Genomic DNA, 24,860 nt, shown 5'->3' on the forward strand with positions numbered 1-24,860 from the left:
CCGTAGATCAACACGGGCGCAGCCAGTACCTGGACCGCCGCCACCAGCCCCGTCAACCCCCGCCCACCAGCACAAACAGGATGCAACTAGCTCCCCGATATTGCGCAGATCATGGGACCCGCCCAGACGTGGCCTATCGGCGTCGGCATCGGGTCAGCGTCGGCTCGGCTCGGCTCGGCTCGGGTCGGCTCGGCGTCGGGTCGACTCGGCGTCGGCTCGGGTCGGCTCGGCGTCGGGTCGGCGTCGGGTCGGTCGGGTCGGGTCGGGTCGGGGTTGCGATTTGTCCGGTTTTGGTGGTCGGGGGGCGCTTGGGAGCTCGCGGTCGGTCGTGCCCGCGTCTCGATCGACTCCAGGTCGCCGGTGTGGGGGCATCCTCTGTGCGCGGATGCCGCCACGTCGGTGATGTCGAATCGATCATCCCCGGTGGGGTCTGACGGTCTGTCCTGCCTGGGAGGTTTGGCCCGTTCAGGCGTGGGTGCCGTGACGGGTCGCACCCCGGCGGCGGAAATCCCGGGCCGGACCGGGTCGTTATGCCTGGCACGCCGCCGCGACCCTCGGGTAACAGCCGTGCGACCCCGGTCCTAGTGCGCGAGAGCCGCCGCCGGGAACACCCGCCGGGTCGGGGTCGTTACATCCCCCGCACCGGAGAACAGGACCGGCTCAGGCCGGTAGCCAGCCCCGGGAACACCCGCCGGGTCGGGGTCGTTACATCCCCCGCACGGCCGAGCACCACCGGCCGCCCCGGTCCCCCGGCGGGAATGATCCCCCGGCCTGGACCGTTGCGCCACCCTCCGGAACACCCGAGCAGGCCCCGCTGGGTCGCCGGGCCCGGTCCCCCAAGAACTTTCTCCCGCCTCGGCGCGCCCCCGTGTGCCGAGTGCGGTTTCCCCCGAATGAAGCAGAGGAGCACGCCATCATGCGTACCGATCTGATTCGTAAGACCGCTCTGACCGCTGCTGGCCTCGCGTTCACCGGCGGCGCCATCGCCGGCCCCGTCACGACCGCGTTCGCCGCGGAGAGCACCGCCAAGCCGACCAGCCAGACTCAGTCTGATCGTAAGGGTCATGGTGAGCGTCAGCTGGGCGTGCGCTACGAAGCGCAGCCGAACTTCTACTACTGCGGCCCCGCCGCCGCCCGTAACGCCCTGAGCGTGCAGGGCAAGGACATCAGCGTGGACGCCATGGCCAAGGAGATGGGCACCACCGAGGCCGGCACCAACAGCATCAACGACATCACGCCGGTGCTGAACAAGGAGACCGGTAAGACCGACGCCTACCACAGCGTCGAGATCAGCAAGCCCGACGCCGACGCCACGCAGACCGACACGCTGCGCGCCGACATCGTCAAGACCGTCGACAACGGCCGCGCCGTGGTCGCCAACATCGCCGGCACCAGCACCGACACCGACGGCAACACGCACTCGTTCGAGGGCGGGCACTACATCAGCGTCGTGGGCTACCGCGACAACGGCAACATCGTACGAATCGCCGACTCGGCCGACCCGAACACCGCCTCCTACGACATCACCGTCGAGCACCTCGCCGACTGGATCGCCACCCGCGGCTACGCCACCAGCTGACAACCACACCGCAAAGGGCCGGACCCCACCACGGGGTCCGGCCCTTCGGCATGCCCGGGACATGAGCAGATCTTGGACAGTTTCCGTTAGCGCGAACGGAAACTGTCCAAGATCTGCGCGTTCAGATGTGCGGTCGGCCGCCGGCGCGAGTTGGCTCCGCGGAACGCATCGGCTCGGCGGACGGCACTGCCTCCGTGGACGGCTCCGGCTCGGCGGCCTCCAGACGGTGGGCACGTCGACGTAGCCACCACGTGCTGCCCAGGCCGGCCAGCACCGCGAGAACAAGGCCCGCCCAGGAGATGTCCTTGAGCCAGTGCTCGGCCGCCCGACCGACGCTGAACAGCAGGTACGTGGTGCCGAACGCCCAGACCAGCCCGCCGGCGGCGTTCGCCACCAGGAACCGCCGGTACGGCACGTGCAGGGCCCCGGCGAGCGGGCCGGCCAGGATCCGCAGCAGCGCCACGAACCGGCCGAAGAACACCGCCCACACACCGTGCCGGGCGAAGCTCTGCTCGGCGCGGGCGAGTTGGGCGGGGCCGAGATGGCGGGGGAAGCGTCGGCCCAGCCGGGCGAGCAGCGGACGGCCCCCGCGACGACCCACCGCGTACCCGATGGAGTCACCCACGATCGCTCCGGTCGCGGCGGCCGTCGCCACCCACTCGGGTTCCACCACTCCGGTGGCCGCGAGCAGTGCGGAGCTGACCAGGACGATCTCACCGGGCAGGGGTACGCCCATGCTCTCCACGCCGATCACCCCGGCGACGAGCAGGTAGACCGCGATCGGCGGCAGCGACACGAGCCAGTGCTGGACGTCGAACACGGGTGACCCTCCTCCGGCCGGGCCTCGAACCCTACCCGCGGTTCGACGCGGCGGACCGGTCCCTCGACTACTGCCGCACATTCCGTAACGCGTCCTAGGAGGCTAGGGGTCAGGGGGCGCGAGCGGGGCGGCCGGGTTGCGCAAATAGCAAGACGGACGTACGGTTTTGTTTGAGAGCAGAATCGGCGGTAAGTGTTACCTAACCTCGGCGGCGCCCCGGCCGGTGCGACAGACTGCTCAGGACTACTCACGGTCGCTGGTGTGAAGGAGTACGACGTGGCGAGCCTCGACACCTTCGGTGCGAAGACCCAGCTACGCGTCGGAGACGCGAGCTACGAGATTTTCAGGATCGACAAGGTGGACGGCCACGACCGGCTGCCGTACAGCCTGAAGATCCTGCTGGAGAACCTGCTGCGGACCGAGGACGGCGCGAACATCACCGCCGACCACATCGAGCAGCTCGGCGGGTGGGACCCGACCGCCGACCCGAGCGTGGAGATCCAGTTCACCCCGGCGCGGGTGCTGATGCAGGACTTCACCGGCGTGCCCTGCGTGGTCGACCTGGCCACCATGCGCGAGGCCGTCCGCGAGCTGGGCGGCGACGCCACCAAGGTGAACCCGCTCGCCCCCGCCGAGCTGGTCATCGACCACTCGGTGATCGCCGACCTGTTCGGCCGCGAGGACGCGTTCGCCCGCAACGTCGAGCTGGAGTACGAGCGCAACAAGGAGCGCTACCAGTTCCTGCGCTGGGGCCAGACCGCGTTCAACGAGTTCAAGGTCGTCCCGCCGGGCACCGGCATCGTGCACCAGGTCAACATCGAGTACCTGGCTCGTACCATCATGGAACGCAACGGGCAGGCGTACCCGGACACCGTCGTCGGCACCGACTCGCACACCACGATGGTCAACGGCCTGGGCGTGCTGGGCTGGGGCGTCGGCGGCATCGAGGCCGAGGCCGCGATGCTCGGTCAGCCGGTCAGCATGCTGATCCCCCGGGTCGTCGGCTTCAAGCTCTCCGGCGAGATGCCGGCCGGCACCACCGCCACCGACCTGGTGCTGACCATCACCGAGATGCTGCGCAAGCACGGCGTGGTCGGCAAGTTCGTCGAGTTCTACGGCCCCGGCGTGAGCGCCGTGCCGCTGGCCAACCGGGCCACGATCGGCAACATGTCCCCGGAGTACGGCTCCACCGTGGCGATCTTCCCGATCGACGCCGAGACGATCCGCTACCTGGAGCTGACCGGCCGGGACGCCGCGCAGGTCGCGCTCGTCGAGGCGTACGCCAAGGAGCAGGGCCTCTGGCACGACCCGGCGGCCGAGCCCTCCTACTCGGAGCGCCTCGAGCTGGACCTGGGCACCATCGAGCCGTCGCTCGCCGGCCCGAAGCGCCCGCAGGACCGGGTGCCGCTGGGCAGCGCCAAGACGCTGTTCCGCTCGGCGCTCACCGACTACGTTGCCGACGACTCCGCCGGTGAGCGTGACCTCAAGCCGAGCGTGGCCCGCGAGGAGCTGCCGCGCGGCGCGAACGGCCCGGCCGACGAGGCCAGCGCCGAGTCGTTCCCGGCCAGCGACCCGCCCGCCAACGAGTTCAGCGACCCGGCCGACGAGCCGCGCGACCTGGAGACCGCAGCCACCGGCGCGGGCGGTCGGGCCAGCAACCCGGTCCGGGTCACCGGCAGCGACGGCGTCGAGTACGAGCTGGACCACGGCGCCGTGGTGATCGCCGCCATCACCTCCTGCACCAACACGTCCAACCCGCAGGTGATGATCGGCGCGGCCCTGCTGGCCCGCAACGCGGTCGAGAAGGGCCTGACCCGCAAGCCGTGGGTGAAGACCACCCTGGCCCCGGGCTCGAAGGTGGTCATGGACTACTACGAGCGGGCCGGTCTCACGCCGTACCTGGACAAGCTCGGCTTCAACCTGGTCGGCTACGGCTGCACGACCTGCATCGGCAACTCGGGTCCGCTGCCCGAGGAGGTGTCGGCGGCGGTCAACGAGCACGACCTGTCGGTCGTCTCGGTGCTCTCCGGCAACCGGAACTTCGAGGGCCGGATCAACCCGGACGTCAAGATGAACTACCTGGCGTCCCCGCCCCTGGTCGTCGCGTACGCCCTCGCCGGCACGATGGACATCGACCTGGCCAACGAGCCGATCGGTGAGGACACCGAGGGCAACCCGGTCTACCTACGAGAGATCTGGCCGAACAGCGCCGAGATCCAGGACGTCATCGCCCAGGCGATCGGTGCGACCGGCTTCAGCGCCGCGTACGCCGACGTCTTCGCCGGTGACGAGCGGTGGCAGTCGCTGCCCACTCCGACCGGCGACACCTTCGCGTGGGACAGCGACTCGACCTACGTGCGCAAGCCCCCGTACTTCGAGGGCATGCAGCAGGAGCCGAGCGCGGTCGTCGACATCTCCGACGCCCGGGTGCTGGCCAAGCTGGGTGACTCGGTGACCACCGACCACATCTCGCCGGCCGGTGCGATCAAGGCGGACTCCCCCGCCGGCACCTACCTGGCCGAGCACGGCGTGCCGCGCCACGAGTTCAACTCGTACGGCTCGCGCCGGGGCAACCACGAGGTGATGATCCGGGGCACGTTCGCCAACATCCGGCTGCGCAACCAGCTGGTGCCCGGGGTGGAGGGCGGCTTCACCGTCAACCACCTCACCGGCGAGCAGACCTCGATCTACGACGCCTCGATGGCCTACCAGGAGGCCGGCATCCCGCTGGTCATCCTGGCCGGCAAGGAGTACGGCTCGGGCTCGTCGCGAGACTGGGCGGCCAAGGGCACCATGCTGCTGGGCGTCCGGGCGGTCATCGCCGAGTCGTACGAGCGGATCCACCGCTCCAACCTCATCGGCATGGGCGTGCTGCCGCTGCAGTTCCCGGTGGACGTCACCGCCGAGTCGCTGGGCCTCACCGGCACCGAGATGTTCACCATCACCGGTGTGACGGCCCTGAACGACGGCGAGACCCCGCGCACGGTGACGGTCACGACCGACACGGGTGTGGAGTTCGAGGCCGTCGTGCGGATCGACACCCCGGGTGAGGCGGACTACTACCGCCACGGCGGCATCCTGCAGTACGTGCTGCGCCGCATGATCGCCAACTGATCGCGTACACCTGAAAGGGCCGCTTCCCGCGCTGGCGGGGAGCGGCCCTTTCACGTCTCTGCCTTCCCGTGCGTGCCCCCCGGGTAGCTGTCTCGCGCCCTTTGCTCTGCTTCACTCGGGGCAACACTGACCGGGCAATACTGTTGCGCCCGTTGAAGCAGAGCAAAGGGCGCGAACGAGGTACGGCCACCGAACGACCCGGTCCCCGGTCAGCGCAGCCGCAGTGCGACCGCCCGGGCCTCCTCGTCGGTCAGCGGCAGGAACCAGAGAAAACGGCGGACGATGGCGACCGGGTCGGGGCCGCCCGGCCGGCCGCGCAGGTCGCGGATGGCCCGGCGGGTGATCCGCGAGAACTCGGGGATCAGGGTCGCCCGTCGGGCGGCGTCCGTCGGGGTCGCGCGCAGCGTCGGGCAGGGCCAGTCCTGCCCGCAGGCGTCGCATATCCAGGAAGGCCCATCGGCGGCGTGCGCGGCCGGCGGCCCGCACCGGGGGCGCCAGCGCGATTGGGGTACGACGTTGGCGGCGCGACCTGGACCAGGATGTCGCGGACTGAGCCGTTCGACCGAGCGGGGCGGGCTCTGACGCGGCTGCTTCGGCCGGGACGGCAACGGACCGACAACCGGCTTTGCGTGATCTCGGGCCTTCTCCTCGTGCATCCTGCGCTCCCTCTTCAGTGCTGTCTACACAGCACCCTGCCGAGGGTTGCCAAGCGATTACACCGCGTAGAAGTATTTACCTCCGACGTCTGGAACGTTCTGGAGGGTGCGGAGATGAATCGAGCGGTACAGGCCGCCATGGCCGAGAAGGGCCACACGGCGGACACTCTCGCTGCTCAGATTGGCGTCGATCCGAAGACGGCGGCGAAGTGGGCGAGCACGGGACGAATTCCCCAGACACGGCATCGCGCGCGGGTCGCCGAGCTGCTCGGTCGGAACGTCGAGGAACTGTGGCCCGACGCGTTGAAGCGCCGGACGCCGGCCTGGTTCCGGCCCTGGGCAGAGATAGAGCGTGAGGCGCTGTCGCTGCGATCATTCCAGCTCGCGTGGGTTCCGGGGCTTCTGCAAACGAAGGCGTACGCGCTGGCGACGCTGGGCGGCGAGGCGTTGACGCCGGCCGAGGCCGACGATCTCGCCGAGGCGCGGTTGAGTCGGCAGGCCATCCTGCGGCGGGAGCGCCCGCCGCTGCTCGTCGCGGTCCTCGACGAGGCAGTCCTCCGGCGCACCCTCGGCGGCGACCGGGCCATGATGCGGGAGCAGTGCGAGCGGTTGGCCGACCAGGCCACGCTGCCGAACGTGTCGCTGTTCGTCGTGCCCGCCGACCTCGGCATGTACCCGGGCCTCGGTGGGCCGTTCACCATCGCCGAGATGCCGGACGGGGCGCGCGTCGCACACGTCGACAGTCAGGCGCAGGCGCAGCTCATCGACAAGACAGCCGACCTTGCTACGCTCGACCGGCGGTGGGAACGCATTCGCGACGGTGCCCTGTCTCGTGCGCAGTCCCTCAATCTCATCAGGGAAGCGGCAGCATCATGGACCTGACCGGCGCTCGGTGGCGCAAGAGCACCAGGAGTGGCAACAACGGCGGCGACTGCGTCGAGGTGGCCGACAACCTTCCCGGCGTCATCGGCGTACGCGACTCCAAGGACCCGACCGGTCCGGCGCTCGCCTTCGACCCGGCGGCCTGGACCCGATTCCTGGTGCTGGCCAAACGCGGCTGACCCGCACTGTCCTACCGGACGAATTCCTCCGCCGGCCGAGCAGCGCGCTCCGCTCGCCAACGGAGTCGACCGCAGCCAGCTCGTCAAGAGCCGTGAACCGCTCGACCCGCAGCTCATCGCCGCATCACCCACACTCGATCCGCTCGGTCCGGACCTGCCACCGCCACGCGTCGAGGTTGACGGGCACCTGAAGGCTTTTCCTCGGGCAGCACGGGTAGGAAGGACGATGACGTCCGTGCCCATCCCCTACCCGGCCCGAGGGATCGAGGGCGACCTGACTCGACGGATCGCCGCCGGGGAGTTCCGACCGGGCTCACACGAGACTCCAAGGACCCGGCCGGCCCAGTGCTCGCCCTCGACCCGGCGGCCCGGAGCGCGCCGAGGGAGAACATCGCGCCGATCTTGCAGATTCTGTTGTCCACATGAGTGGGATACCCCTTTTGCCGGCACAGAAAGTGCAAGATCGCGGAGCGCGGGCGGGCCCGGCCCCGCGATCATGGAGTTGTGGTGCCTGGTTTGAGGTCATGCGGGGTCTTTGTTGCCCACCGCAACTCCATGATCGGCGAGGCGAGGCGAGGCGGGGTGAGGGCTAGGGCGGGGCGGTGGGAGGGCGGTGAGAGGGCGGATGGTTCGTTAGCGGGACAGCTCGGTCGCTCGCTCCAGCAGTGCGCTCCGCTCGGCGGCCGAGTCGACCGCAGCCGCCGCCTCCCGGAACAGCGCTTCGGCCCGCGGCCGGTCGCCCTGCCGGGCCACCAGGTCGGCCTCCACCGCCCCGGCGAGCGGGTAGCCGGACAGCCCACCCTCGGCACGCGCCTCGTCGAGCAGGCCCAACCCGGCGGCCGGCCCGTACGCGTAGCCGTGCGCGACCGCACGGTTGAGCGCGATCACCGGTGAGGGCCGGAGGTCGGCCAGCGCGTCGTAGGCCCGCGCGATCGTGGGCCAGTCGGTGGCGTCGACGGAGGCCGCGGTGGCGTGGCAGGCCGCGATCCGGGCCTGCCACGCGTACGTCCCGTCGTCGCGTACCCGAGCAATAGCCGCCTGGCCCTCGGCGATGGCCGCGCGGTCCCACCGCGCGCGGTCCCACCGCGCGCGGTCCTGCCGCGCAAGGGTGAGCAGGTTGCCGGCGGCGTCCCGACGGGCGTCCCGGCGGGAGTGCTGGAACAGCAGCAGCGCCCGCAGCGCCGCGACCTCGGACTGCTCCGGCATCAACCCGTCCAGCAGCCGGGCCAGCCGCACGGCCTCGTCGGCGAACGCCGGTTCGCCGTCGGGGACGTAGCCACGGGTGAAGAGCAGGTACAGCACGGCGAGCACTCCTGGCAGCCGTTCGGCCAGCGCCGGCCCGGTCGGCACCCGGTACGGGATGCCGGCCTGCGCGATGCGGGTGCGGGCCCGGGTCAGCCGGCGGGTCATCGTCGACTCGCTGACCAGCAGGAGGCGGGCGATGTCGGCGGTCGGCACCCCGCAGACGGTCCGCAGCGTCAGCGCCACCCGGGCGTCGAGGGCGAGCGCCGGGTGGCAGCAGGTGAAGACGAGTCTCAAGCGGTCGTCCTCGACGTCGTGCTCGGGCCGCGCGTCGGTCGGCGCGAGCAGCGCCAGGTCGTGCAGCTTGCGGCGCTCCACGGTGGCCCGACGCAGCACGTCAAGCGCCCGGTTGCGGGCCACCGTCATGAGCCAGCCACCGGGATTGACCGGCACGCCGTCGCCGGGCCAGCGTTCCAGCGCGACGGCCAGGGACTCCTGGGCGCAGTCCTCGGCCAACGCCCAGTCCCCGGTCAGTCGGATCAGGGTCGCGACGATCCGGGGGTACGCGTCCACGCCGGCGGCCGCGACGGACCGCGCCGCCGCGGCCGAGCCGACGCTGTCCGGCGCACCGGTCGTGGTGTCGGTGCCGGTCATCCGCTCAACTGGACAGAGCGCCGAACGGGCGCAGCTCCAGCCGCCCCTCCCGGGCCATCGGATGGCTGCGGGCCACCTCGATCGCCTCGTCCACGTCGGCGCAGTCGAGCAGGTCGAAGCCCACGATCACCTCGGCGGTCTCCGCGAACGGTCCCTCGGAGACCAGCAGCTCGCCGTCACGGACACGGACCGTGGTGGCCGCGCTGGTCGGCGCCAACACGTTGCCGGTCAGGCGGCGGCCCCGGGCGTCGTTGTCGGCCACCCACTTGTGGATGTCGGGCAGCTCGGTCGGGTCGGTGTCCGGTGCGGTGTCGCTACAGACGAACATCATGAACTTCATCGGTCGCTCCCTGTCTCTCGGGTTGTCGCCAGCATGACGAGCGGGCAGGAGCGATCCGGACAGCCTCCCGGAGAAAACCTCGATCAGTCTCCGCTGGCGGCGCGGCGACGGGCCTCGCGGGTCTTCATGGCGTGCTCCATGAGGGTCACCAGCACCTCCTTGCTGGACTCCCGCTGACGCGCGTCGCAGAGCAGCACCGGTACGCCCGGGTCGAGGTTCAGCGCGGTCTGCACCTCGTCGAGCCGGTACTGACGCGCGCCCTCGAAGCAGTTGACCGCCACGACGAACGGGGTGCCCCGGCCCTCGAAGTAGTCGATCGACGGGAAGCAGTCGGCCAGCCGACGGGTGTCGGCCAGGACGACCGCGCCGATCGCGCCCAACGCCAGCTCGTCCCAGACGAACCAGAACCGGTCCTGACCGGGCGTGCCGAACAGGTAGAGCACGAGGTCGTCGCTGATGGTGATCCGGCCGAAGTCCATCGCCACCGTGGTGGTGGTCTTGCCCTCCACCCCGGACAGGTCGTCGATGCCGACGCCGGTCTCGGTCAGCACCTCCTCGGTGCGCAACGGCCGGGTCTCGCTCACCGCTCCGACCATGGTGGTCTTGCCCACGCCGAAACCACCGGCGACCAGGATCTTGATCGCGGTGGGCAGTGGCGTCGCTCCCGCCGGCCGGTCAGAGTGCCCGTAGTCCATTGATTACCGCCTCGAAGATGCTGTTGTCGGGAAGGCCGGCCGTGGTGTGCGGCTCGCGTACCTGCACGAGGTTGCGGGCCGCCAGGTCGCCGAGGAGCACCCGGATGGTTCCCACCGGCAGGTCGAGGTGGGCCGCGATCTCGGCGACGGACTGTATTCGCTGGCACAGGCCGACGATCGCCAGGTGCTCAGGACCGATCCCGATCTCCGGCGTCACGTCGGCGCGGGTCGCGGTGACCAGGGAGATCAGGTCGAACGTGCCGGTGACCGGGCGGGCCCGCCCACGTGTCATCGCGTACGGGCGCACCACCGGGCCCGCATGGTCATCCACCCACTGATGCTCTGCGGACTCTCCCTGCACCGTCATGGCCGTTACCTCTCGCCAGCCGACTGGTCGGCGCTCCGCGACGGGGAGGCCACGTACTTGCCGACGCGGGTGACGAGCATCGCCATCTCGTACGCGATGAGACCGACGTCGGCGTCCTCGGTGGCGAGGACGGCCAGGCAGGCGTTGCGTCCGGCGGCGGTCACGAACAGGAACGACGACTGCATCTCGATGATGGTCTGCTGCACCTGCCCGCCGCCGAAGCGCTTGCCGGCGCCCCGGGCCAGGCTCTGGATACCGGCCGCCATCGCCGCGAGGTGCTCGCCGTCGTCCCGGCTCAGCCCCTGCGAGGAAGCCATCAACAACCCGTCGGTGGAGAGCGCGACCGCATGCTCGGCCTGCTTCACCCGGCCCACCAGATCATCCAGCAACCACGTCAGGTCGGCACTCGAAGCCGTCTTCTGGGCCACTTCGTCGTCCTCTTCTCGCCCGGCAGTTGCGCCGTATTCGTCTTGGGCTTGACCGTCACACCACGCGGGAACCCGCAGCGCCGGTGCTCGGTCAGGTGGCTTGCGGTTCCTCGTCGGTCGAGTCGGGCGTCGCGCCCGACGCGCCGCCGAGCAGTCGCGCCGCGTCGGTCCGACCACGCCGGGTGCCGGTCTGATAGGAGCTCATCATCCGGCGTACCTGCTCGGGTGGCCGTACCACGTCCTCCTCGTCGGACTCGGTCGCCGCCGGGTCGTCGCGCAGCTCGGGCACGATGTTCGCCTGGCGGACGCGGACCGGCAGGCCGGAGCCGGTGCGGTCCGTCTCGGTCCGCGCCGGGACCGGACCGCCGTCGGCGCTCGGCTCGCTGCCACCGGTGACGGCCCGCTCCACGGCGGGCAGGCCGGTCGGCACCGTCGGGCCCTCCAGGGCCGGCTGGCCCGGGACACGCCGGGCCCGGGTGGGCAGGTCCGCCGCCGCGGTCCGCTGGCGGGTGGGGAGTACGACGTCCTTGTCGCCCTCGTCCGTCTGCTCGGTGGTGGTACTGCTCTCGGTCAGCGCCGGGGCGACCGGGGTGACCGGCTGCCGGGCGCCTGCCGCGCTGGTGTCCGTCGCCGCGGTGGCGACCGCGACCGTCGAGAGGCTGGCGGGACGACCGCCCTCGACGGAGCCGGCGGCGGTCGGGCCGGCCGGCAGCGCGATGGCCGTCGGGCCGGCCGGGATCGCGCCGGAGTCCTCCGGGTCGGTACCGTTCGCCGTGATCAGCTCCAACGGGATGAGGACGACGGCGGTGGTGCCGCCGTACGCCGATTCCTTGAGGCGGACCCGCACGCCGTGCCGCTCGGTCAGCCGGCTCACCACGTAGAGGCCGAGGCGGGCGGCGTTGGCCAGGTTCAGCTCGGACTGGTCGACGATGCGGTGGTTCGCCGCGGCCAGGTCCTCCTCGCTCATACCGAGGCCCCGGTCCTCGATCTCGATGGCGAAGCCGTTCGCCACGAGCTGGCCGCGGACCTCCACCGTCGTGTGCGGCGGCGAGAACGACAGGCCGTTCTCGATCAGCTCGGCGAGCAGGTGGATGATGTCGCCGACCGCCCGACCGGCGAGCGAGACAGCGCCCAGCGGCAGCACGTTGACGCGGGTGTAGTCCTCCACCTCGGCCACCGCGCCGCGCACGACGTCCACCATCGGAACGTTGCGCCGCCAGGCCCGACCCGGGGTGGAGCCGGAGAGCACGATCAGGTTCTCCGCGTTACGCCGCATCCGGGTGGCCAGGTGGTCGACCCGGAACAGGTCCTCCAGCTCCTCCGCGTCGTGCTCGCGCCGCTCCATGGCGTCGAGCAGGGTGAGCTGGCGGTGAACCAGCGCCTGCGTACGTCGGGCCAGGCTGAGGAATACCTCGCGGACGTTACGGCGCAGGTCGGCCTGCTCGACGGCGGTGCGCAGGGCGGTCTCCTGGACGGCGTTGAACGCCTTGCCGACCTGGCCGATCTCGTCGGTGCCGAACTCCAGCGGAGGCGCCTCGGTGGCCACGTCGACCTCCTCGCCACGGCCGAGCCGAGCGACCACGCCTGGCAGCCGCTCGTCGGCGAGCTGCCAGGCGGCCTCTCGCAGCCGGTCGAGCTGGCGCAGGAGCGTACGGGCCGTGGTGATCGAGACGACGACCGAGGCGATGACGGCGAGCAGACCCAGGCCGGTGGCGAGCACGAGTCGGACGACGACCATCACGGCCACGCCGGTGGCCCGGCCGACGATGTCCTCGCCGCCGTCGACGACGGCGTCGTTGACCTCGGCGAGCGCCGGCTCGACGGTGCCGCGCCACTGTTCGGAGCCGACCGGCAACTGGGTCGCCGGCCGGCCCTCGCGGATGATGCTGTCCTGTACGGCGCGCAGCCGGCTGAAGGCCTCACCCTCGACGAGCTGCTGGTAGCGGCGCTGATCGGCGTCGGCGAGCCGGGCCCGGGTCTCCTCGCCGAGGAACCGCTCGGCGCCGACCAGGCTGACGTAGCGGGCGTACTCCGGACCGCTGATCCGACCGGTGCCGAAGAGGCCGCTGAGCAGCGCGTCCTCCTGCGAGATCAGCTCCTTCATCCGGTTGAGCTGGATGAGGGCGGCCGCGTCGGCGGCGATCTCCTTGTCGTCGAGGCTGCCGGTGACGTCGTAGATCCGGAAGATCGATTCGATGGCTTCCGTGTAGGCGTCGGCGGCGGAGATCCGGTCGACCTTGCGGCCGAGCACGTCGGCGCGGGTCTGTTTCAACTCGTCGATCTGCGCGATCGTGTCGTCGAGCTGGACGTCGAGGGCCGAGCTGCCGGCCACGTCGACCTGCCAGTTGCGGACCGAGCCGGCGAAGTCGTCCGCCAGTTGGGTGGCCTTGCGCTGCTCGGTCTCCAGGGCCGCGCGCTGCGCGGCGTCGGGGTTGCTCAGGTACGCCTGGGTCAGCCGCCGCTCGAGCTGAAGCTCCTGCAGCAGGGGTTCGCTGGGCGCGTAGACCTTGCTGTTGAGCAGCTGGACACCGAGCAGGTTGAAGCCGTCCCGCAGGGTGACCCACGCCGCGAACATCCAGAGCGCGACCAGGGAGAGCAGCAGGGCGACAACCTTGGTGCGGATACTCGTACCGCGAGAACGCATTGAACCGTCCCAGGCAGGGCGTTGACTCAGCTCATCAACGGGTGATCATGGAGGACGACGTCCCGCCACGGCGGGGCGTACGGGGCTGAGGCTCTGCGTACGCTAGCAGTGTCCACACAACCCCTCAAGTCGCTGTTTTTGTTGCCTGGTAACCACAATCCACCACCGAACGGTCGACCCCGCCCAGCTGGACGGAGGCGAGCCGGCAGGCAGCCAGGACAGCCGCGTGAACGATCGCGGTAGGACAGTACAGCTCTTTTCCGTACCACAGTGGAGGGTCCGACCGGTCGGACCGTTGGTGGAGGTAGGCGTGGCCGCGCGCCACCGCGTCGTCGACCCGGGGAGCTCCGGTCGGCACGGCCACCAGCACCTGCAGGGCGTACGCGGTCTCCTCGGCCGTGCCGTCCCACCGTCCCCACGACCCGTCGACCCGCTGGCTCTCCAGCACCCAACGCGCCGCCCGGTCGAGCGCCTCGGCCGCCACGCCGCCGCGACCGAACTCCGCCAGGGCCAGCACGCAGCAGGCCGTCGCGTAGTACGGCGAGGCGTGCCACCGGTCCTGCCAGCGGCCGTCGGCGAGCTGGTGCGCCGGCAGCACGGCGCTGAGCCGGTCGACCGTCCGGTGGTACCGCTCGTCCGCGCCGGGGTGCCTGGTCACGTGCTGGCCGAACGCGTCCAGCACGTGCGCGTTGGTGGTGACCGAGAAGCCGTCCTCACTCCCCGGCCAGGTGCCGAAGCCGTCCGCCGTCTCGTACGCCCACAGGCCCGCCGGGTCGGCGGGGTGGCCGAGCCGGGCCAGCGCGTCCAAGGTGACCGAGGTGGTGTCGGCGTCGGTCGGCAGGCCCTCGCCGGTGGCGACGCCCTCGGCGGCGGTGGCGGCGGCCAGGGTACGCAGCAGGGCCGGCGGCGGGTTGAGCGCGACACCGGCACGACGCAGGCCGCTGAGCACCCAGGCCCGCTCGAAGACGGTGATCGGGGTCGGACAGGGCACCGGACCGTCGGCGTCGCGGATCAGCGTCAGCAGGAACGTGTGCGCGGCGGGGCCGGCGTCCGGGCCGGCGGCGCTCAGCCAGGCGGCGGTCGCGGCGGGTGACGCGCCGACGGCGGTGAGGGTCGGCCCGGCGTCGGCCGGTGTCGCCCCCAGCACCTCGTAGAAGTGGGCCAGCTTCGCCGGCAGCGGCGCCCCGGCGGCGACCGCGCCGCGTACCGCGCGCAGCCGGTCGGGGCCGAGCCCGGCGGGTAGCGCGAGCGGCGGGCGGGGCAACCGGTCGGCGATCGCCCGGTCCAACCGGGTCAGCCGCCTGTTGATCGACTCGACCAGGGCCGGGACGATGAGGTCCAGCGCCGGGGTGTCGGGCAGTGCCCGCGCGTCCGTGGTGAGCAGACGGCCGGTGAGCGCGTCCAGCCCGCGCCGCACCGCGGTGAGCAGGTGCGGACCGGCAGATTTTCCGTCGACAAGCGCCGCGAGCAGGGCGTCGACGGCGCTGAGGGTGGGCACCAGGGCGTACCCCTCGGGCGGGCCCCACGCCCCGTCCGGGCGCTGCCCGCGCAGCAGGAAGCCGATCCGCTGGTGGTGCCCCGGCAGCCAGGGCGCGTCGGCGACCAGCCGGCCGCTCTCGTACACCGAGGGGGCTACCTGCCCCCACGGTCGCAGCGCCAGGCCGGCGATCAGCTCGCGCGCGGCGTCGGTGGCGGGTTGGACCAGCACGTGCCCCGGGGCCTCACTCATCGCGTGCTCCCCAGAAGTCCGAGAGCTGGTAGAAGCCACCCGTGAAGGAGATCTGCCGGTGCAGGTAGTCCGCCTGGCGGGGGCAGCGCTCGGCGAGGGCCGTCAGGTCGCCCCGGGACCGGCTGGTCAGCTCGGCGAGCCGGGCGTGCACCCGCGCCGGGTCGTCGACCAGCAGCAGGGCGTTCAGGTCGCCCCACTCGGCGTCCCGCTCGTGCGTGGCGAGGTCGTTGACCAGCCGCAGCACCCGCTGCACGCCACGGCCGGCGTCGAGCAGGTCGGTCAACTGGGCGAGGGTCCGGTCGTCGCCGGTGGCGATCCAGTGGGTGGCGTTGACGAAGGAGCAGGCCAGGTTGTCGGCGTTGTCCAGATAGCGGTCCAGGTCCGGCAGGCGTTGCCCGGTGGTCGGGTCGGTCGGCAGGTTCTTCCAGTCCCACTCCCGCGACACGGCGGCGAGCATCCGGGCCAGCTCCTCGCGCCAGATCGGGCGCAGGCGGTGGAACGCCGGCACGGTGGCCAGTTCGTCGCGCAGGTCGGCCAACAGCCGCGCGAGGTGCCGGCCGGGCGGGGGCGCGGCGCCGTCGGCGACCGCCAGGCAGTCGGTCACGATCTGCCGGACGTCGTCGGCCGACCGGGCGAGGTAGTCGACCTGCCAGTCGGCGGCGAAGACCCAGAGCAGGGTACGGGTGGTGATCCGCAGTTCGGCGGCGGTGTGCCACGGCGCGGTGAACGCGATCGCGGTGGCCACCGAGCTGAGCAGCGCGGCGTCGAACGGCGCGGCGTCGAAGAGTTCCGGGTGGGCGGCGGTGACGCCCTGGAGGTCGCGGACGCCCCGTACGGCGAGCGCGCACACCCGGCCCTGCTCGGCGACGGCGTCGGGCCCGGCCTGCACCGGCCACGGCGCGCCGGTCACGAGACGACCGGGCGTTCGACCGGGGTGACGATCAGCTCGGCCCGCTGCTTGGGTTGCAGCGAGGCGCCGAGTCGGGGTGTCAGGCCGACGGGCTCGCGCAACCGGAACCGGTAGCGGCTCAGCACGGTGCTGACGATGAGCTGCGCCTCCAGCAGGAACAGGTACTGCCCGAGGCACTGGTGCGGCCCACCACCGAACGGGAAGTACGAGTAGCGGTAGCGCCGGCGGGGCTTCTCCGGGGCGAAGCGCTCCGGATCGAACAGGGTCGGATCGTCCCAGAAGGTCGACATCCGCTGGGTGACGTACGGGCTGACCAGCACGGTGCCACCCGCCTTGATCCGCACACCGCCCAGCACGTCGTCCGCGACGGCGGTACGGGGGATCATCCAACCGGCCGGGTAGAGCCGCAGCATCTCGTCGAGCACCATGCGGCCGTAGCGCAGCTGCGGCAGGTGCTCGCGGCCGACCCGTTCGGAGCCCACCACCCGCTCGATCTCGTCGGTCATCAGCTCCGCCACGTCGGGCCGGGACGCCAGCACCGGCCACAGCCAGGAGAGCAGCGCGATCGTGGTCTCGGTGGCGGTGGAGAACATCGCGACCACGTCGCCGCGGATCGCGTACTCGTCGGGCTCGCTGCCGTCGGCGCGCGGCCGGCAGAGCGTGGAGATGATGTCCTCGCCGTCGGTGGGCCGGGCCCGGGCCTCCCGGATGATCGGCAGCACCACCTCGTCGATGGTCCGGACCGCCTCGCGGAAGGGCCGGTCGCCGGGCATCGGCACCGCGTACGGCACGAACGGCACCAGCAGGCGCGGGAGCATCGCGGTGGTGACGGTGTCCAGCGCGGCGCTGATCCGCAGCGCGTCCGGCACCGAGATGCGGTCGGCGAAGAGCACCCGCATGGTGGTCCGCAGCACGATCCGGGTCAGTTCCGCGCCGCCGTCGATCGGGCGGCCGTCGCGGGCCGGCTCCAGCCACTCGTCGACGGCCTCGTTGATCGCCTCGGCCATCCGGTCGACGAGCGTCTCGGCGCGCTTCGCGGTGAACAGGGGTTGCAGCGCGCCGCGGCTGGACTCCCAGATCTCACCCTCGGCGACCAGGATGGCGTCGCCGACGATCCGGCGGACGGGCCGCCACAACAGGCCCTCCCCGTCGCGGGTGTAGTTGGCAACGTTGTCCCTCAGCACTCTTTGCAGGTGCTCGGGATGGCTGACGAGGTAGGGACGGAACGAGCCGAGGTTCAGCCGGACGACGTCACCACCGGCGGCGTCCGCGAAGCCCACGAGCGCGCCGAGCGGATCGCGGACCAGCGCGGGCAGGGCATGACGGAGTGGGATCATCCGGGGTTCGGTGCTGACGGGGGCGGGGCCGGCATCGGACACCTGGGACATGCGCTGTCTCCTCGTCGCCCCGGCGGCCTGGGCGGTCCACTTCGGCCGGTCGGGACTGTGGAATTTTCACCTTCTGGGCGTCGGAAGCATCTCACCAATTCCGGGACACCTCCAGACCTGTGACCGGTGAGATTCGATCGTTGCCCTAGACGGGCATCGATGCCTGTGCCCCGGTCAGTCCTGAGTGGATAGTCAGGAGCCGGCACCGGCGCAGGTCGCACCCGTAGATCGATCCGCCGCCGCCGTCTGCCGGTCCGGACGGCGACGGTTCCGCGGTCGGTCGTCCACCGGACCCGACGGGGCGGGCCACGCCCGGGCAGTCCCAGAGGGCGGGCAGCGCAGTGAGCAAGGACGCACCGGTACCCCCGAATCCGGGCGATGGCGGGCCCCCTGTGCCAGGCTCTGTGGCATGGACGACAAGACCATCCTGAACCGGATCTCCGAGCTGGTCGACGAGGAGCACCGGCTGCGCGCGGAGGCCCAGGCCCACGAGTCCGGCACCGAGGGCGAGACCAGCGAGCGACTGCGCGCCCTGGAGGAATCCCTCGACCAGTGCTGGGACCTGCTGCGCCGCCGCCGGGCCGCCCGATCCAGCCACGGCGACCCCGACTCGCAGGGCGAACGCCCCAAGCCCGAGGTGGAGCGCTACCTGCAGTGATCGACACGGGCGGGTCGGGCGGCCACCTCGGCCACCCGACCCGCCGCGGTCAGCGGATGCCCGCCTCGCGCAGCAAGTCCCCCGTCAGCGCGCCGGGATCGGCCTGTTCGGCGCTCAGTCCCCGGGCCACGAACCAGGCGCCGACCACCCGCACGTCGCGGGCCAGGAACTCGGGCCCCTGCGGGTTCGCCACCACGTCGACCACCTGCGGCAGGTCGATCACGACCAGCCGCCCGGAGTGCACGAGCAAGTTGTACGGCGACAGGTCGCCGTGCGCGTAGCCCGCCCGGGCCAGCACGCGCAGCGCCTCGACCAGTTGGCCCCACAGGTCGCGCAGCTCGGCCGGGCCGGGCCGCAGCTGGGCGAGCCGGGGCGCCGCCAGGCCCGACTCGGCGTCGCCGACGAACTCCAACATCAGCTCGGTGCCCCGCACCTGCACGGGGTACGGCACGGCGATCCGGTCGTTTCCGGCGCCGATCTCCCAGAGCCGCGCCAGCGCCGCGAACTCGGCCGCCGCCCACTGCCCGGCGATCATCTGGCGGCCGAAGGCCGTCCGGCCGGCCATCGCCCGCATCTCCCGGGAACGCCGCACCCGGCGCCCCTCCAGGTAGCCGGCGTCGCGGTGGAACAGCCGGTGCTCGGCGTCCCGGTACCGCTTCACCGCCAGCAGGCAGGACCGGTCCGTGTCCGGCACCGCCCGGCGGACCAGGTGGACGTCCGCCTCCTTGCCGGTCTTCAGCACACCCAGCTCGGTATCCTTGGCGGCCAGTTCGGTGACCAACCAGTCCGGGTACGGCTGGGGCCCGTGCACCGCGTCGTCCCAGGACGACCAGCGCTCGCCGGTGTCGGGATCGGGCTCGGTGTCGGGATCGGCGGGCGACTCGGTGGGTCGGGCCCGCTTCAGGAACTGTGGTTCGTCGTCGTCGAAGCGGCGCTTGCCGCGGGTCCGGCGCTCCAGCGCCGGGAGGTCATGATCGCGCACTGTGGTGAGGTTCCCTTGGTCGAGGCTGAGATAGGCAGCGGAAAGCGACCTGCGAAGACGGCCATGACCGACCTCCTCTCCTCGAACGGGCGGTACGCCCGGTGCACGATGCGCCGCCATCCTCGCGGCAGCTCGGACGGCGGGTCAACCGAATTACGGTGGGGACGCGACGCCGTTCCCCGTCAGCCAGCGGCGGAAGCGTCAGCTCGACAGCGGTGGCGGCGTCAGCTCGCGAGGACCGTGGCGACGGCGGCGATCAGCCCGTCCACCGTGCGGCTCGGCGCGAACCGGACGTCCGACCAGGTCCGTCCCCGGTGCAGCCAGACGCTGGGCAGCCCCACCGCGGCGGCGCCGCCGATGTCCGCCTCCGGGCTGTCGCCGACCACCCACGCGCCCCGCAGCGGCATCCGGACGCGCTGCGCGGCGAGCGCGAAGATCCGGGGGTTGGGCTTGCTGACTCCGGCCTCCTCGGAGATCACCCAGTCGGCGACGTAGCGGTCCAGGCCGGTACGACGGATCTTGGCGTCCTCCAGGCGTACCGTGCCGTTGCACACCACCACGGGCACCCACCCCGCGTCGTCGGCGATGCGCAGCGCGCAGGCGGTCAGCGGGTCGAGCCGGGTCTGCTCCACCACCCCGTCGTGCAGCTCCTCCACCAGGTCGATCGACGGGATACGCAGCTCGTAGCGGTCCCGGATCGCGTCGGCCAGGTCCCAGCGGTCGGTCAACCCGTCCGCGTCGAGCGAGACCAGCCAGTCGATGTCGGTGGGGGGCGCGCCGATGCGGTCCAGGAAGCGCTCACCCCAGCGGCGGAAGGGCCCGGCCCGGTCCAGCAGGGTGTTGTCCAGGTCCAGCAGGAGCAGTGGCACTCGGGCACCCTACGGGACCGACGTGTCCGCCAACAGACCCACGTGTTTCGAGTTGACGATGGGCTTAACCGGTCAGCGACATCCGCGCGCCGCCCTGGCCCGGCAGCAGATCGGCGAGCATCGAATGGGCTGCCCGGGTGCTGGTGAGCACGGCCGGATCGAGGGTCGCCACGAGGGTCTCCGCGCCCTCGTCGGCGCCCCGGGCGAGCGTACGTCCCTGCGGGTCGTAGATCGCCGCGCCGCCGTTGAACCGCCACGGGTCGCTGCCGCCGACGGCGTTGGCGAAGACCACGAACATCGTGTTGTCCAGTGCCCGCGCCGCGTAGTACAGGTCCCGGCGGTGCTCGGAGCCGGCCAGGTAGCCGCTGGGACACAGGTAGGCGTGCGCGCCGTCGCGCGCGGCGGCCCGGCCGTGCTCCGGGAAGCAGCCGTCGTAGCAGATGCCCAGCCCGAGCCGCCAGTCGTCGACGAGCAGTGTGGCGCCCCGCCCGCCGGGGCTGAACAGGTCGCGCTCGTCGCCCCAGAGCTGCTGCTTGTCGTACCCGACCCGGACGGCGCCAGCGCGGTCGACCACGAGAGCGGCGATGGTCCGCCGGTCGTCCGGGTGCCGGACCGCGGCGCCGACCACCACGGTGACCCCGGCGGTCCGTGCCGCCGCGCTCAGCGGGTCGAGCCGACCGTCGGCGACCAGCCCGGCCGGGTCGGCCGCCACGTGGGTGCCGACCGGATCGGCGGCGAGGGTCGGCGGGTGGTACGCGCACAGGTACAGCTCGGGGAGGACGACCACCCGGGCGCCCTGCCCGACGGCGAGCCGGACCAGCTCGGCGGCGGCCGCCGCGTTGCCGGCGACGTCACCGGGCGCCGGGGTGGCCTGGACGGTGGCGACGGTCAGCGGGCCGGACGGCGCGGGGTACGAGCGGGTCACCGGTGGATCGTAAACGTCGCGTTACCAAGCCGTACGTACGGTTTGCACCGCCCGAGGTGACCTGCGACGATCGAGGTGTGCCCAGAGTAAGTCAGGACCAGCTCGACGCGCGCCGGCAGGAGATCCTTGCCGCGGCCCGGGCGTGTTTCGCCCGACTCGGCTACGAGGGGGCCACCGTCCGCCGCCTCGAGGAGGCCACCGGCCTGTCCCGGGGCGCCATCTTCCACCACTTCCGCGACAAGGACTCGCTCTTCCTCGCCGTCGCCGAGGACGACGCCGCCGCCATGGTCGAAACGGTCGCCCGGAACGGTCTGGTGCAGGTGATGCGCGACCTGCTGGCCCGCGCCGTCTCGCCGGACACCACCGGCTGGCTGGGCAGTCAACTGGAGGTGTCCCGCCGGCTACGCACCGATCCGGCGTTCGCCAAGCGCTGGGCGGAGCGGTCCGCCGCGATCGCGGAGGCGACCCGGGACCGGCTGGCCCGTCAGCGCGACGCCGGGGTGCTGCGCGAGGACGTACCGATCGACGTGCTGGCCCAGTTCCTGGAGCTGGCCTACGACGGCCTGGTGCTGCACCTGGCCATGGGCCGACCGGCCGGTGACCTGGGTCCGGTCCTGGACCTGGTCGAGGAGGCGGTCCGCCGCCGCTGAGCGGTGCCGGCGGGCCGGCGACGGCGCGGCAGCCCCGGCCGAGCCGGATGGCGTCGGTGCTCCACAATGGGGCCGCCGACCCCTCCGGCGACAGGAGCAGCCGATGATCGTCCACGCCGCCTCGGGCGACACCTGGGGCATCCCCGGCCCGACCTTCCTGCGGCTCTACCTCGTGGTGGCCGTCGTGGTCGCCGCCGTCGCGGTGCTGCACCGGGTACGCCTCACCACCGGCGCGGAACCCCTCGTCGCCGAGCCACTCGGCCCCCCGGAGGTCGCCTATCTCAACGGTGGGCCGGCCCTCGCGGTGCACGCCGCGCTGGGCGGTCTGCGCAGCAGCGGCGCGATCGACGTCGGCCCGGATCGTCGCCTGCGCACCACCGGCCCGGCCCCGACCGGGCTCACCCCGCTGGAGCAGGCGATCCACTGGGCCGCCCACCAGGGCGTCCGAGCCCGGGACCTGGCCCAGGACGAGCGGGTGGCCGCCGCGCTCGACCAGCTCGGCGCCAGCCTCGTAGGGCGCGGACTGCGGGTGAACCCGGCGCGGCGGGTCACCGCACAACAGTGGCGGCTCCTCCTCGCCGCCCTGCTGGTGTTCGGCGTCGTACGGCTGTTCGCCGGCCTGGCCAACGGGCGGCCAGTGGGCTTTCTGCTGCTCACCCTCGTCGGTGTGGCGGTGGCGGTGCTGCTGCTCTGGCGGGTGCCCCAGGCCACGCGGGCCGGGCGCAGCGCGCTGCGCGACCTCCGCGTCCGACACCACCACCTCGCCCCCGATTCGTCCCCCGCGTACGCCACCTACGGCGCGGCCGGCGCGGCGATGGGTGTGGCGCTGTACGGCACGGCGTCGCTGTGGGCCATCGACCCAGGCTTCGCCGCGCAGGCCGAGATCCAGCGCCAGGCCATCGCCAGCAGCGGCTGGTCGTCGGGTGCCGGCACCGGTTCGTCGGGTACGACCGGCAGCTCCTGCGGCGGTGGCAGCTCCTGCGGTGGAGGCGGTGGGTGCGGCGGCGGTGGGTGCGGCGGATGACCGGCCCGTACGGCGTCGGCATCGGCTGGCGCCCCGAGATCGCCGGTTTCGTGGCCGAGCTGCCCGGGTTGCGCTTCGTCGAGGTGGTTGCCGAGTCGGTGGCGTCGACCGGGCCCCTCCCGGTCGGGCTGACGCGGCTGCGCGAGCGCGGCGTGACAGTCGTACCCCATGGGGTGCGGCTCTCCCTCGGCGGCGCCGAACCGGTCGACCCGGCCCGCGTCGCCCACCTGGCCGCCGTCGCGCGGCGGGTGGACGCCCCGCTGGTCAGCGAGCACATCGCGTTCGTGCGGGCCGGCGGGCTGGAGGCCGGGCACCTGCTGCCGCTCCCCCGCAGCCGGGAGGCGGTCGACGCGGTCTGCGCGAACGTGGCCCGCGCGCAGGCCGAGCTGCCGGTGCCGATCGCGCTGGAACCGATCGCCGCCCTCTTCGACTGGCCCGACGACGAGCTGGACGAGGCGGACTTCCTCACCGAGATCCTGGACCGCACCGGCGCGCTGCTGCTGCTGGACGTCGCCAACGTGCACGCCAACGCCCGCAACCGGGGCACCGACCCGCTCGCGCTGCTCGACCGGCTGCCACTGGACCGGGTCGGCTACGTGCACGTGGCCGGCGGGGCCGAACGCGGCGGCTTCTACCACGACACGCACACCCATCCCATGCCGCCGGAGGTGCTGGAGCTGGTCGGCGCGCTCTGTGCCCGGCGACGGCCGCCGGCGCTGCTGCTGGAGCGCGACGGCGGGTACCCGCCGGCCGCCGAGCTGCGCGCCGAACTGGATGCCCTGGCCGCGGCGTCCGGCTTCCCGGCCGTGACATGACCGGCGCTGTCACGGGCGACTCCGCGGGCACGCACGAGCCGCCCCAGCCCCGCCCCGGCCTGGCCGCGCGGCAGGCGGAACTGGTCGCGGCGCTGGTCGCCGGAGGTCCGTCGCCGGCCGGATTCGCGGTGGGGCCGCTGGCCGCCGCCCGGGCGGCGCTGCTGAACAAGCGCGCCGACGAGGTGGCCCGGCACTGGCCAGGGCTCGCCGCCGGCCTCGGCGCCGCGTGGCCCGCGACCTTCGCCGACTGGGCCGCCGACCGCCCCACGGCGGGCTCGCTGCGCGACGGCTGGGATCTGGCCCGGACCCTGCGCGGGCGGGCGACGCTGCCGCCGTCGGGCGCGGAGGAGCTGGCGGTCCGGGAGGCGACCCTGCGCTACGACGGGCGCAATGCGCCACGTCCGCGCCGACTGCCAGCCATGACCCGCGCCGGCGGCGCCGTCGCGGTGCAGGTCGCCGGTCGGGTACGGCTGCTGCGCCCCGCCGCCGACGTTGGCGGGGACGCTCCGGATCGGGCAGGATCGGCGTTATGGATCTCGGACTGACCGACCGCGTGTACGTACTGACCGGTGCCTCCCGCGGCCTGGGTTACGCGACGGCGCAGTGCCTGGTCGCCGACGGTGCCCGGGTGGTGCTCTCGGCGCGGGACGCGGACGCGGTGGCCGCCGCCGCCGAGCAGCTGGGCGGTCCGGGCAAGGCGGTTGGCGTCGCCGCGGACCTGACCGACCCGCAGACCCCGGAGCGGCTCGTCGCGGCGGCCCGCACCCACTTCGGCCGGCTCGACGGCGCGCTGATCTCGGTCGGCGGCCCGCCCGCCGGCAACGCCGCGTCGATCACCGACGAGCAGTGGCGGAACTCCTTCGAGACCGTCTTCCTCGGCACCGTCCGCACCGCGCGCACCGTCGCCGGGGCCCTGCCCGACGGGGGCGCGATCGGGCTGGTGCTGTCCACGTCGGCCCGTGGGCCGGTGCCCGGCCTCGGCATCTCCAACGGCCTGCGGCCCGGCCTCGTCGGCGTCGCCAAGGACATCGCCGACGACTACGGCCCGCGCGGCGTACGCGTCGTCGGCCTGCTGCCCGGCCGGATCATGACCGACCGCAACCGGGAGCTGTTCGCCGCGACCGGCGACCCGGAGCGCGCCCGCGCCGAGGCGCAGGCCCTCATCCCGCTACGACGCCTCGGCGACCCGGCCGAGTTCGGTCGGGTGGCCGCCTTCGTGCTCTCCCCCGCCGCGAGTTACCTGACCGGCCTCACCGTGCCGGTCGACGGCGGCGCGCTGCGGGGCCTGTGACAACGGGCGGCCGCGGCGG

General features: G+C 72.6%; 24 protein-coding genes. 10 read left to right on the plus strand and 14 right to left on the minus strand.

Annotated elements, in window-relative coordinates:
- Positions 1-916: 916 nt before the first annotated feature.
- Positions 917-1,579, plus strand: a complete 663-nt coding sequence (locus tag ABZ272_RS31240; RefSeq protein WP_355053533.1) for a C39 family peptidase — start codon at positions 917-919, stop codon at positions 1,577-1,579.
- 121 nt (positions 1,580-1,700) lie between these two features.
- On the opposite strand, the gene ABZ272_RS31245 is transcribed toward ABZ272_RS31240, so the two are convergent.
- Positions 1,701-2,399 carry a DedA family protein gene (locus tag ABZ272_RS31245; protein ID WP_355053534.1) on the minus strand — a complete coding sequence of 233 codons (699 nt, stop codon included), beginning with the start codon at positions 2,397-2,399 and terminating at the stop codon, positions 1,701-1,703.
- A gap of 261 nt (positions 2,400-2,660) precedes the next feature.
- Between ABZ272_RS31245 and ABZ272_RS31250 the strand changes: the two genes are divergently transcribed.
- Positions 2,661-5,513, plus strand: a complete 2,853-nt coding sequence (locus ABZ272_RS31250) for an aconitate hydratase (protein ID WP_355053535.1) — start codon at positions 2,661-2,663, stop codon at positions 5,511-5,513.
- Positions 5,514-5,722: 209 nt separating this feature from the next.
- Here the strand turns inward: ABZ272_RS31250 and ABZ272_RS31255 are convergent, their stop codons facing one another.
- Positions 5,723-6,169 (minus strand): hypothetical protein, encoded by a 447-nt coding sequence (locus ABZ272_RS31255; RefSeq protein WP_355053536.1) that lies wholly within the window; start codon positions 6,167-6,169, stop codon positions 5,723-5,725.
- A 114-nt stretch (positions 6,170-6,283) separates the two neighbouring features.
- Between ABZ272_RS31255 and ABZ272_RS31260 the strand changes: the two genes are divergently transcribed.
- Positions 6,284-7,051 (plus strand): DUF5753 domain-containing protein, encoded by a 768-nt coding sequence (locus tag ABZ272_RS31260; protein ID WP_355053563.1) that lies wholly within the window; start codon positions 6,284-6,286, stop codon positions 7,049-7,051.
- Positions 7,042-7,230: a DUF397 domain-containing protein gene (locus ABZ272_RS31265; protein ID WP_355053537.1), complete on the plus strand. Its 189-nt coding sequence runs from the start codon at positions 7,042-7,044 to the stop codon at positions 7,228-7,230. The genes ABZ272_RS31260 and ABZ272_RS31265 overlap by 10 nt, the downstream gene beginning before the upstream one ends.
- 633 nt (positions 7,231-7,863) lie before the next feature.
- Here ABZ272_RS31265 and ABZ272_RS31270 read toward each other — a convergent pair.
- The 9 genes from ABZ272_RS31270 to ABZ272_RS31310 form a co-directional block, all read right to left on the minus strand.
- A complete protein-coding gene (locus ABZ272_RS31270) occupies positions 7,864-9,126 on the minus strand; it encodes a sigma-70 family RNA polymerase sigma factor (RefSeq protein ID WP_355053538.1) in 1,263 nt (420 codons plus the stop codon).
- Positions 9,127-9,130: 4 nt separating this feature from the next.
- Positions 9,131-9,466, minus strand: a complete 336-nt coding sequence (locus tag ABZ272_RS31275) for a YciI family protein (protein WP_355053539.1) — start codon at positions 9,464-9,466, stop codon at positions 9,131-9,133.
- A gap of 83 nt (positions 9,467-9,549) precedes the next feature.
- Positions 9,550-10,161, minus strand: a complete 612-nt coding sequence (locus tag ABZ272_RS31280; protein ID WP_355053540.1) for an ATP/GTP-binding protein — start codon at positions 10,159-10,161, stop codon at positions 9,550-9,552.
- Complete coding sequence (locus ABZ272_RS31285) at positions 10,142-10,528, minus strand: DUF742 domain-containing protein (RefSeq protein WP_355053541.1); 387 nt, start codon at positions 10,526-10,528, stop codon at positions 10,142-10,144. Before ABZ272_RS31285 ends, ABZ272_RS31280 begins: the two co-directional genes overlap by 20 nt.
- Positions 10,529-10,533: 5 nt before the next feature.
- Entirely contained in the window at positions 10,534-10,956 is a 423-nt protein-coding gene (locus ABZ272_RS31290; protein ID WP_355053542.1) for a roadblock/LC7 domain-containing protein, read from the minus strand.
- Between the two features lie 91 nt (positions 10,957-11,047).
- Positions 11,048-13,600 carry a nitrate- and nitrite sensing domain-containing protein gene (locus ABZ272_RS31295; RefSeq protein ID WP_355053543.1) on the minus strand — a complete coding sequence of 851 codons (2,553 nt, stop codon included), beginning with the start codon at positions 13,598-13,600 and terminating at the stop codon, positions 11,048-11,050.
- 124 nt (positions 13,601-13,724) lie between these two features.
- Positions 13,725-15,329: a prenyltransferase gene (locus ABZ272_RS31300; protein WP_355053544.1), complete on the minus strand. Its 1,605-nt coding sequence runs from the start codon at positions 15,327-15,329 to the stop codon at positions 13,725-13,727.
- Entirely contained in the window at positions 15,322-16,239 is a 918-nt protein-coding gene (locus ABZ272_RS31305; protein ID WP_355053545.1) for a terpene synthase family protein, read from the minus strand. The genes ABZ272_RS31300 and ABZ272_RS31305 overlap by 8 nt, the downstream gene beginning before the upstream one ends.
- Entirely contained in the window at positions 16,236-17,573 is a 1,338-nt protein-coding gene (locus ABZ272_RS31310; protein ID WP_355053564.1) for a cytochrome P450, read from the minus strand. The genes ABZ272_RS31305 and ABZ272_RS31310 overlap by 4 nt, the downstream gene beginning before the upstream one ends.
- A gap of 463 nt (positions 17,574-18,036) precedes the next feature.
- Here ABZ272_RS31310 and ABZ272_RS31315 point away from each other — a divergent pair, with 463 nt between their 5' ends.
- Positions 18,037-18,285: a DUF2630 family protein gene (locus ABZ272_RS31315; protein ID WP_355053546.1), complete on the plus strand. Its 249-nt coding sequence runs from the start codon at positions 18,037-18,039 to the stop codon at positions 18,283-18,285.
- Positions 18,286-18,334: 49 nt separating this feature from the next.
- On the opposite strand, the gene ABZ272_RS31320 is transcribed toward ABZ272_RS31315, so the two are convergent.
- The 3 genes from ABZ272_RS31320 to ABZ272_RS31330 form a co-directional block, all read right to left on the minus strand.
- Positions 18,335-19,267 carry an RIO1 family regulatory kinase/ATPase gene (locus ABZ272_RS31320; RefSeq protein ID WP_355053547.1) on the minus strand — a complete coding sequence of 311 codons (933 nt, stop codon included), beginning with the start codon at positions 19,265-19,267 and terminating at the stop codon, positions 18,335-18,337.
- A gap of 224 nt (positions 19,268-19,491) precedes the next feature.
- Positions 19,492-20,136, minus strand: a complete 645-nt coding sequence (locus tag ABZ272_RS31325; protein ID WP_355053548.1) for an HAD family hydrolase — start codon at positions 20,134-20,136, stop codon at positions 19,492-19,494.
- Positions 20,137-20,200: 64 nt separating this feature from the next.
- A complete protein-coding gene (locus ABZ272_RS31330) occupies positions 20,201-21,061 on the minus strand; it encodes a carbon-nitrogen hydrolase family protein (RefSeq protein WP_355053549.1) in 861 nt (286 codons plus the stop codon).
- Between the two features lie 77 nt (positions 21,062-21,138).
- On the opposite strand from ABZ272_RS31330, the gene ABZ272_RS31335 reads away from it, so the two are divergent.
- The 5 genes from ABZ272_RS31335 (at position 21,139) to ABZ272_RS31355 (ending at position 24,841) form a co-directional block, all read left to right on the plus strand.
- A complete protein-coding gene (locus tag ABZ272_RS31335; RefSeq protein WP_234591495.1) occupies positions 21,139-21,711 on the plus strand; it encodes a TetR/AcrR family transcriptional regulator in 573 nt (190 codons plus the stop codon).
- Between the two features lie 103 nt (positions 21,712-21,814).
- Positions 21,815-22,735, plus strand: coding sequence for a TIGR04222 domain-containing membrane protein (locus ABZ272_RS31340; RefSeq protein WP_355053550.1), 921 nt, complete (start codon positions 21,815-21,817; stop codon positions 22,733-22,735).
- Entirely contained in the window at positions 22,732-23,550 is an 819-nt protein-coding gene (locus ABZ272_RS31345; RefSeq protein WP_355053551.1) for a DUF692 domain-containing protein, read from the plus strand. Before ABZ272_RS31340 ends, ABZ272_RS31345 begins: the two co-directional genes overlap by 4 nt.
- Positions 23,547-24,095 (plus strand): hypothetical protein, encoded by a 549-nt coding sequence (locus ABZ272_RS31350; protein ID WP_355053552.1) that lies wholly within the window; start codon positions 23,547-23,549, stop codon positions 24,093-24,095. The genes ABZ272_RS31345 and ABZ272_RS31350 overlap by 4 nt, the downstream gene beginning before the upstream one ends.
- On the plus strand, positions 24,080-24,841 hold the full coding sequence (locus ABZ272_RS31355; protein ID WP_355053553.1) for an SDR family oxidoreductase: 762 nt from the start codon (positions 24,080-24,082) through the stop codon (positions 24,839-24,841). Before ABZ272_RS31350 ends, ABZ272_RS31355 begins: the two co-directional genes overlap by 16 nt.
- Positions 24,842-24,860 lie beyond the last annotated feature (19 nt).

Source organism: Micromonospora sp. NPDC005979, assembly GCF_040614415.1.
Taxonomy (GTDB): domain Bacteria; phylum Actinomycetota; class Actinomycetes; order Mycobacteriales; family Micromonosporaceae; genus Micromonospora.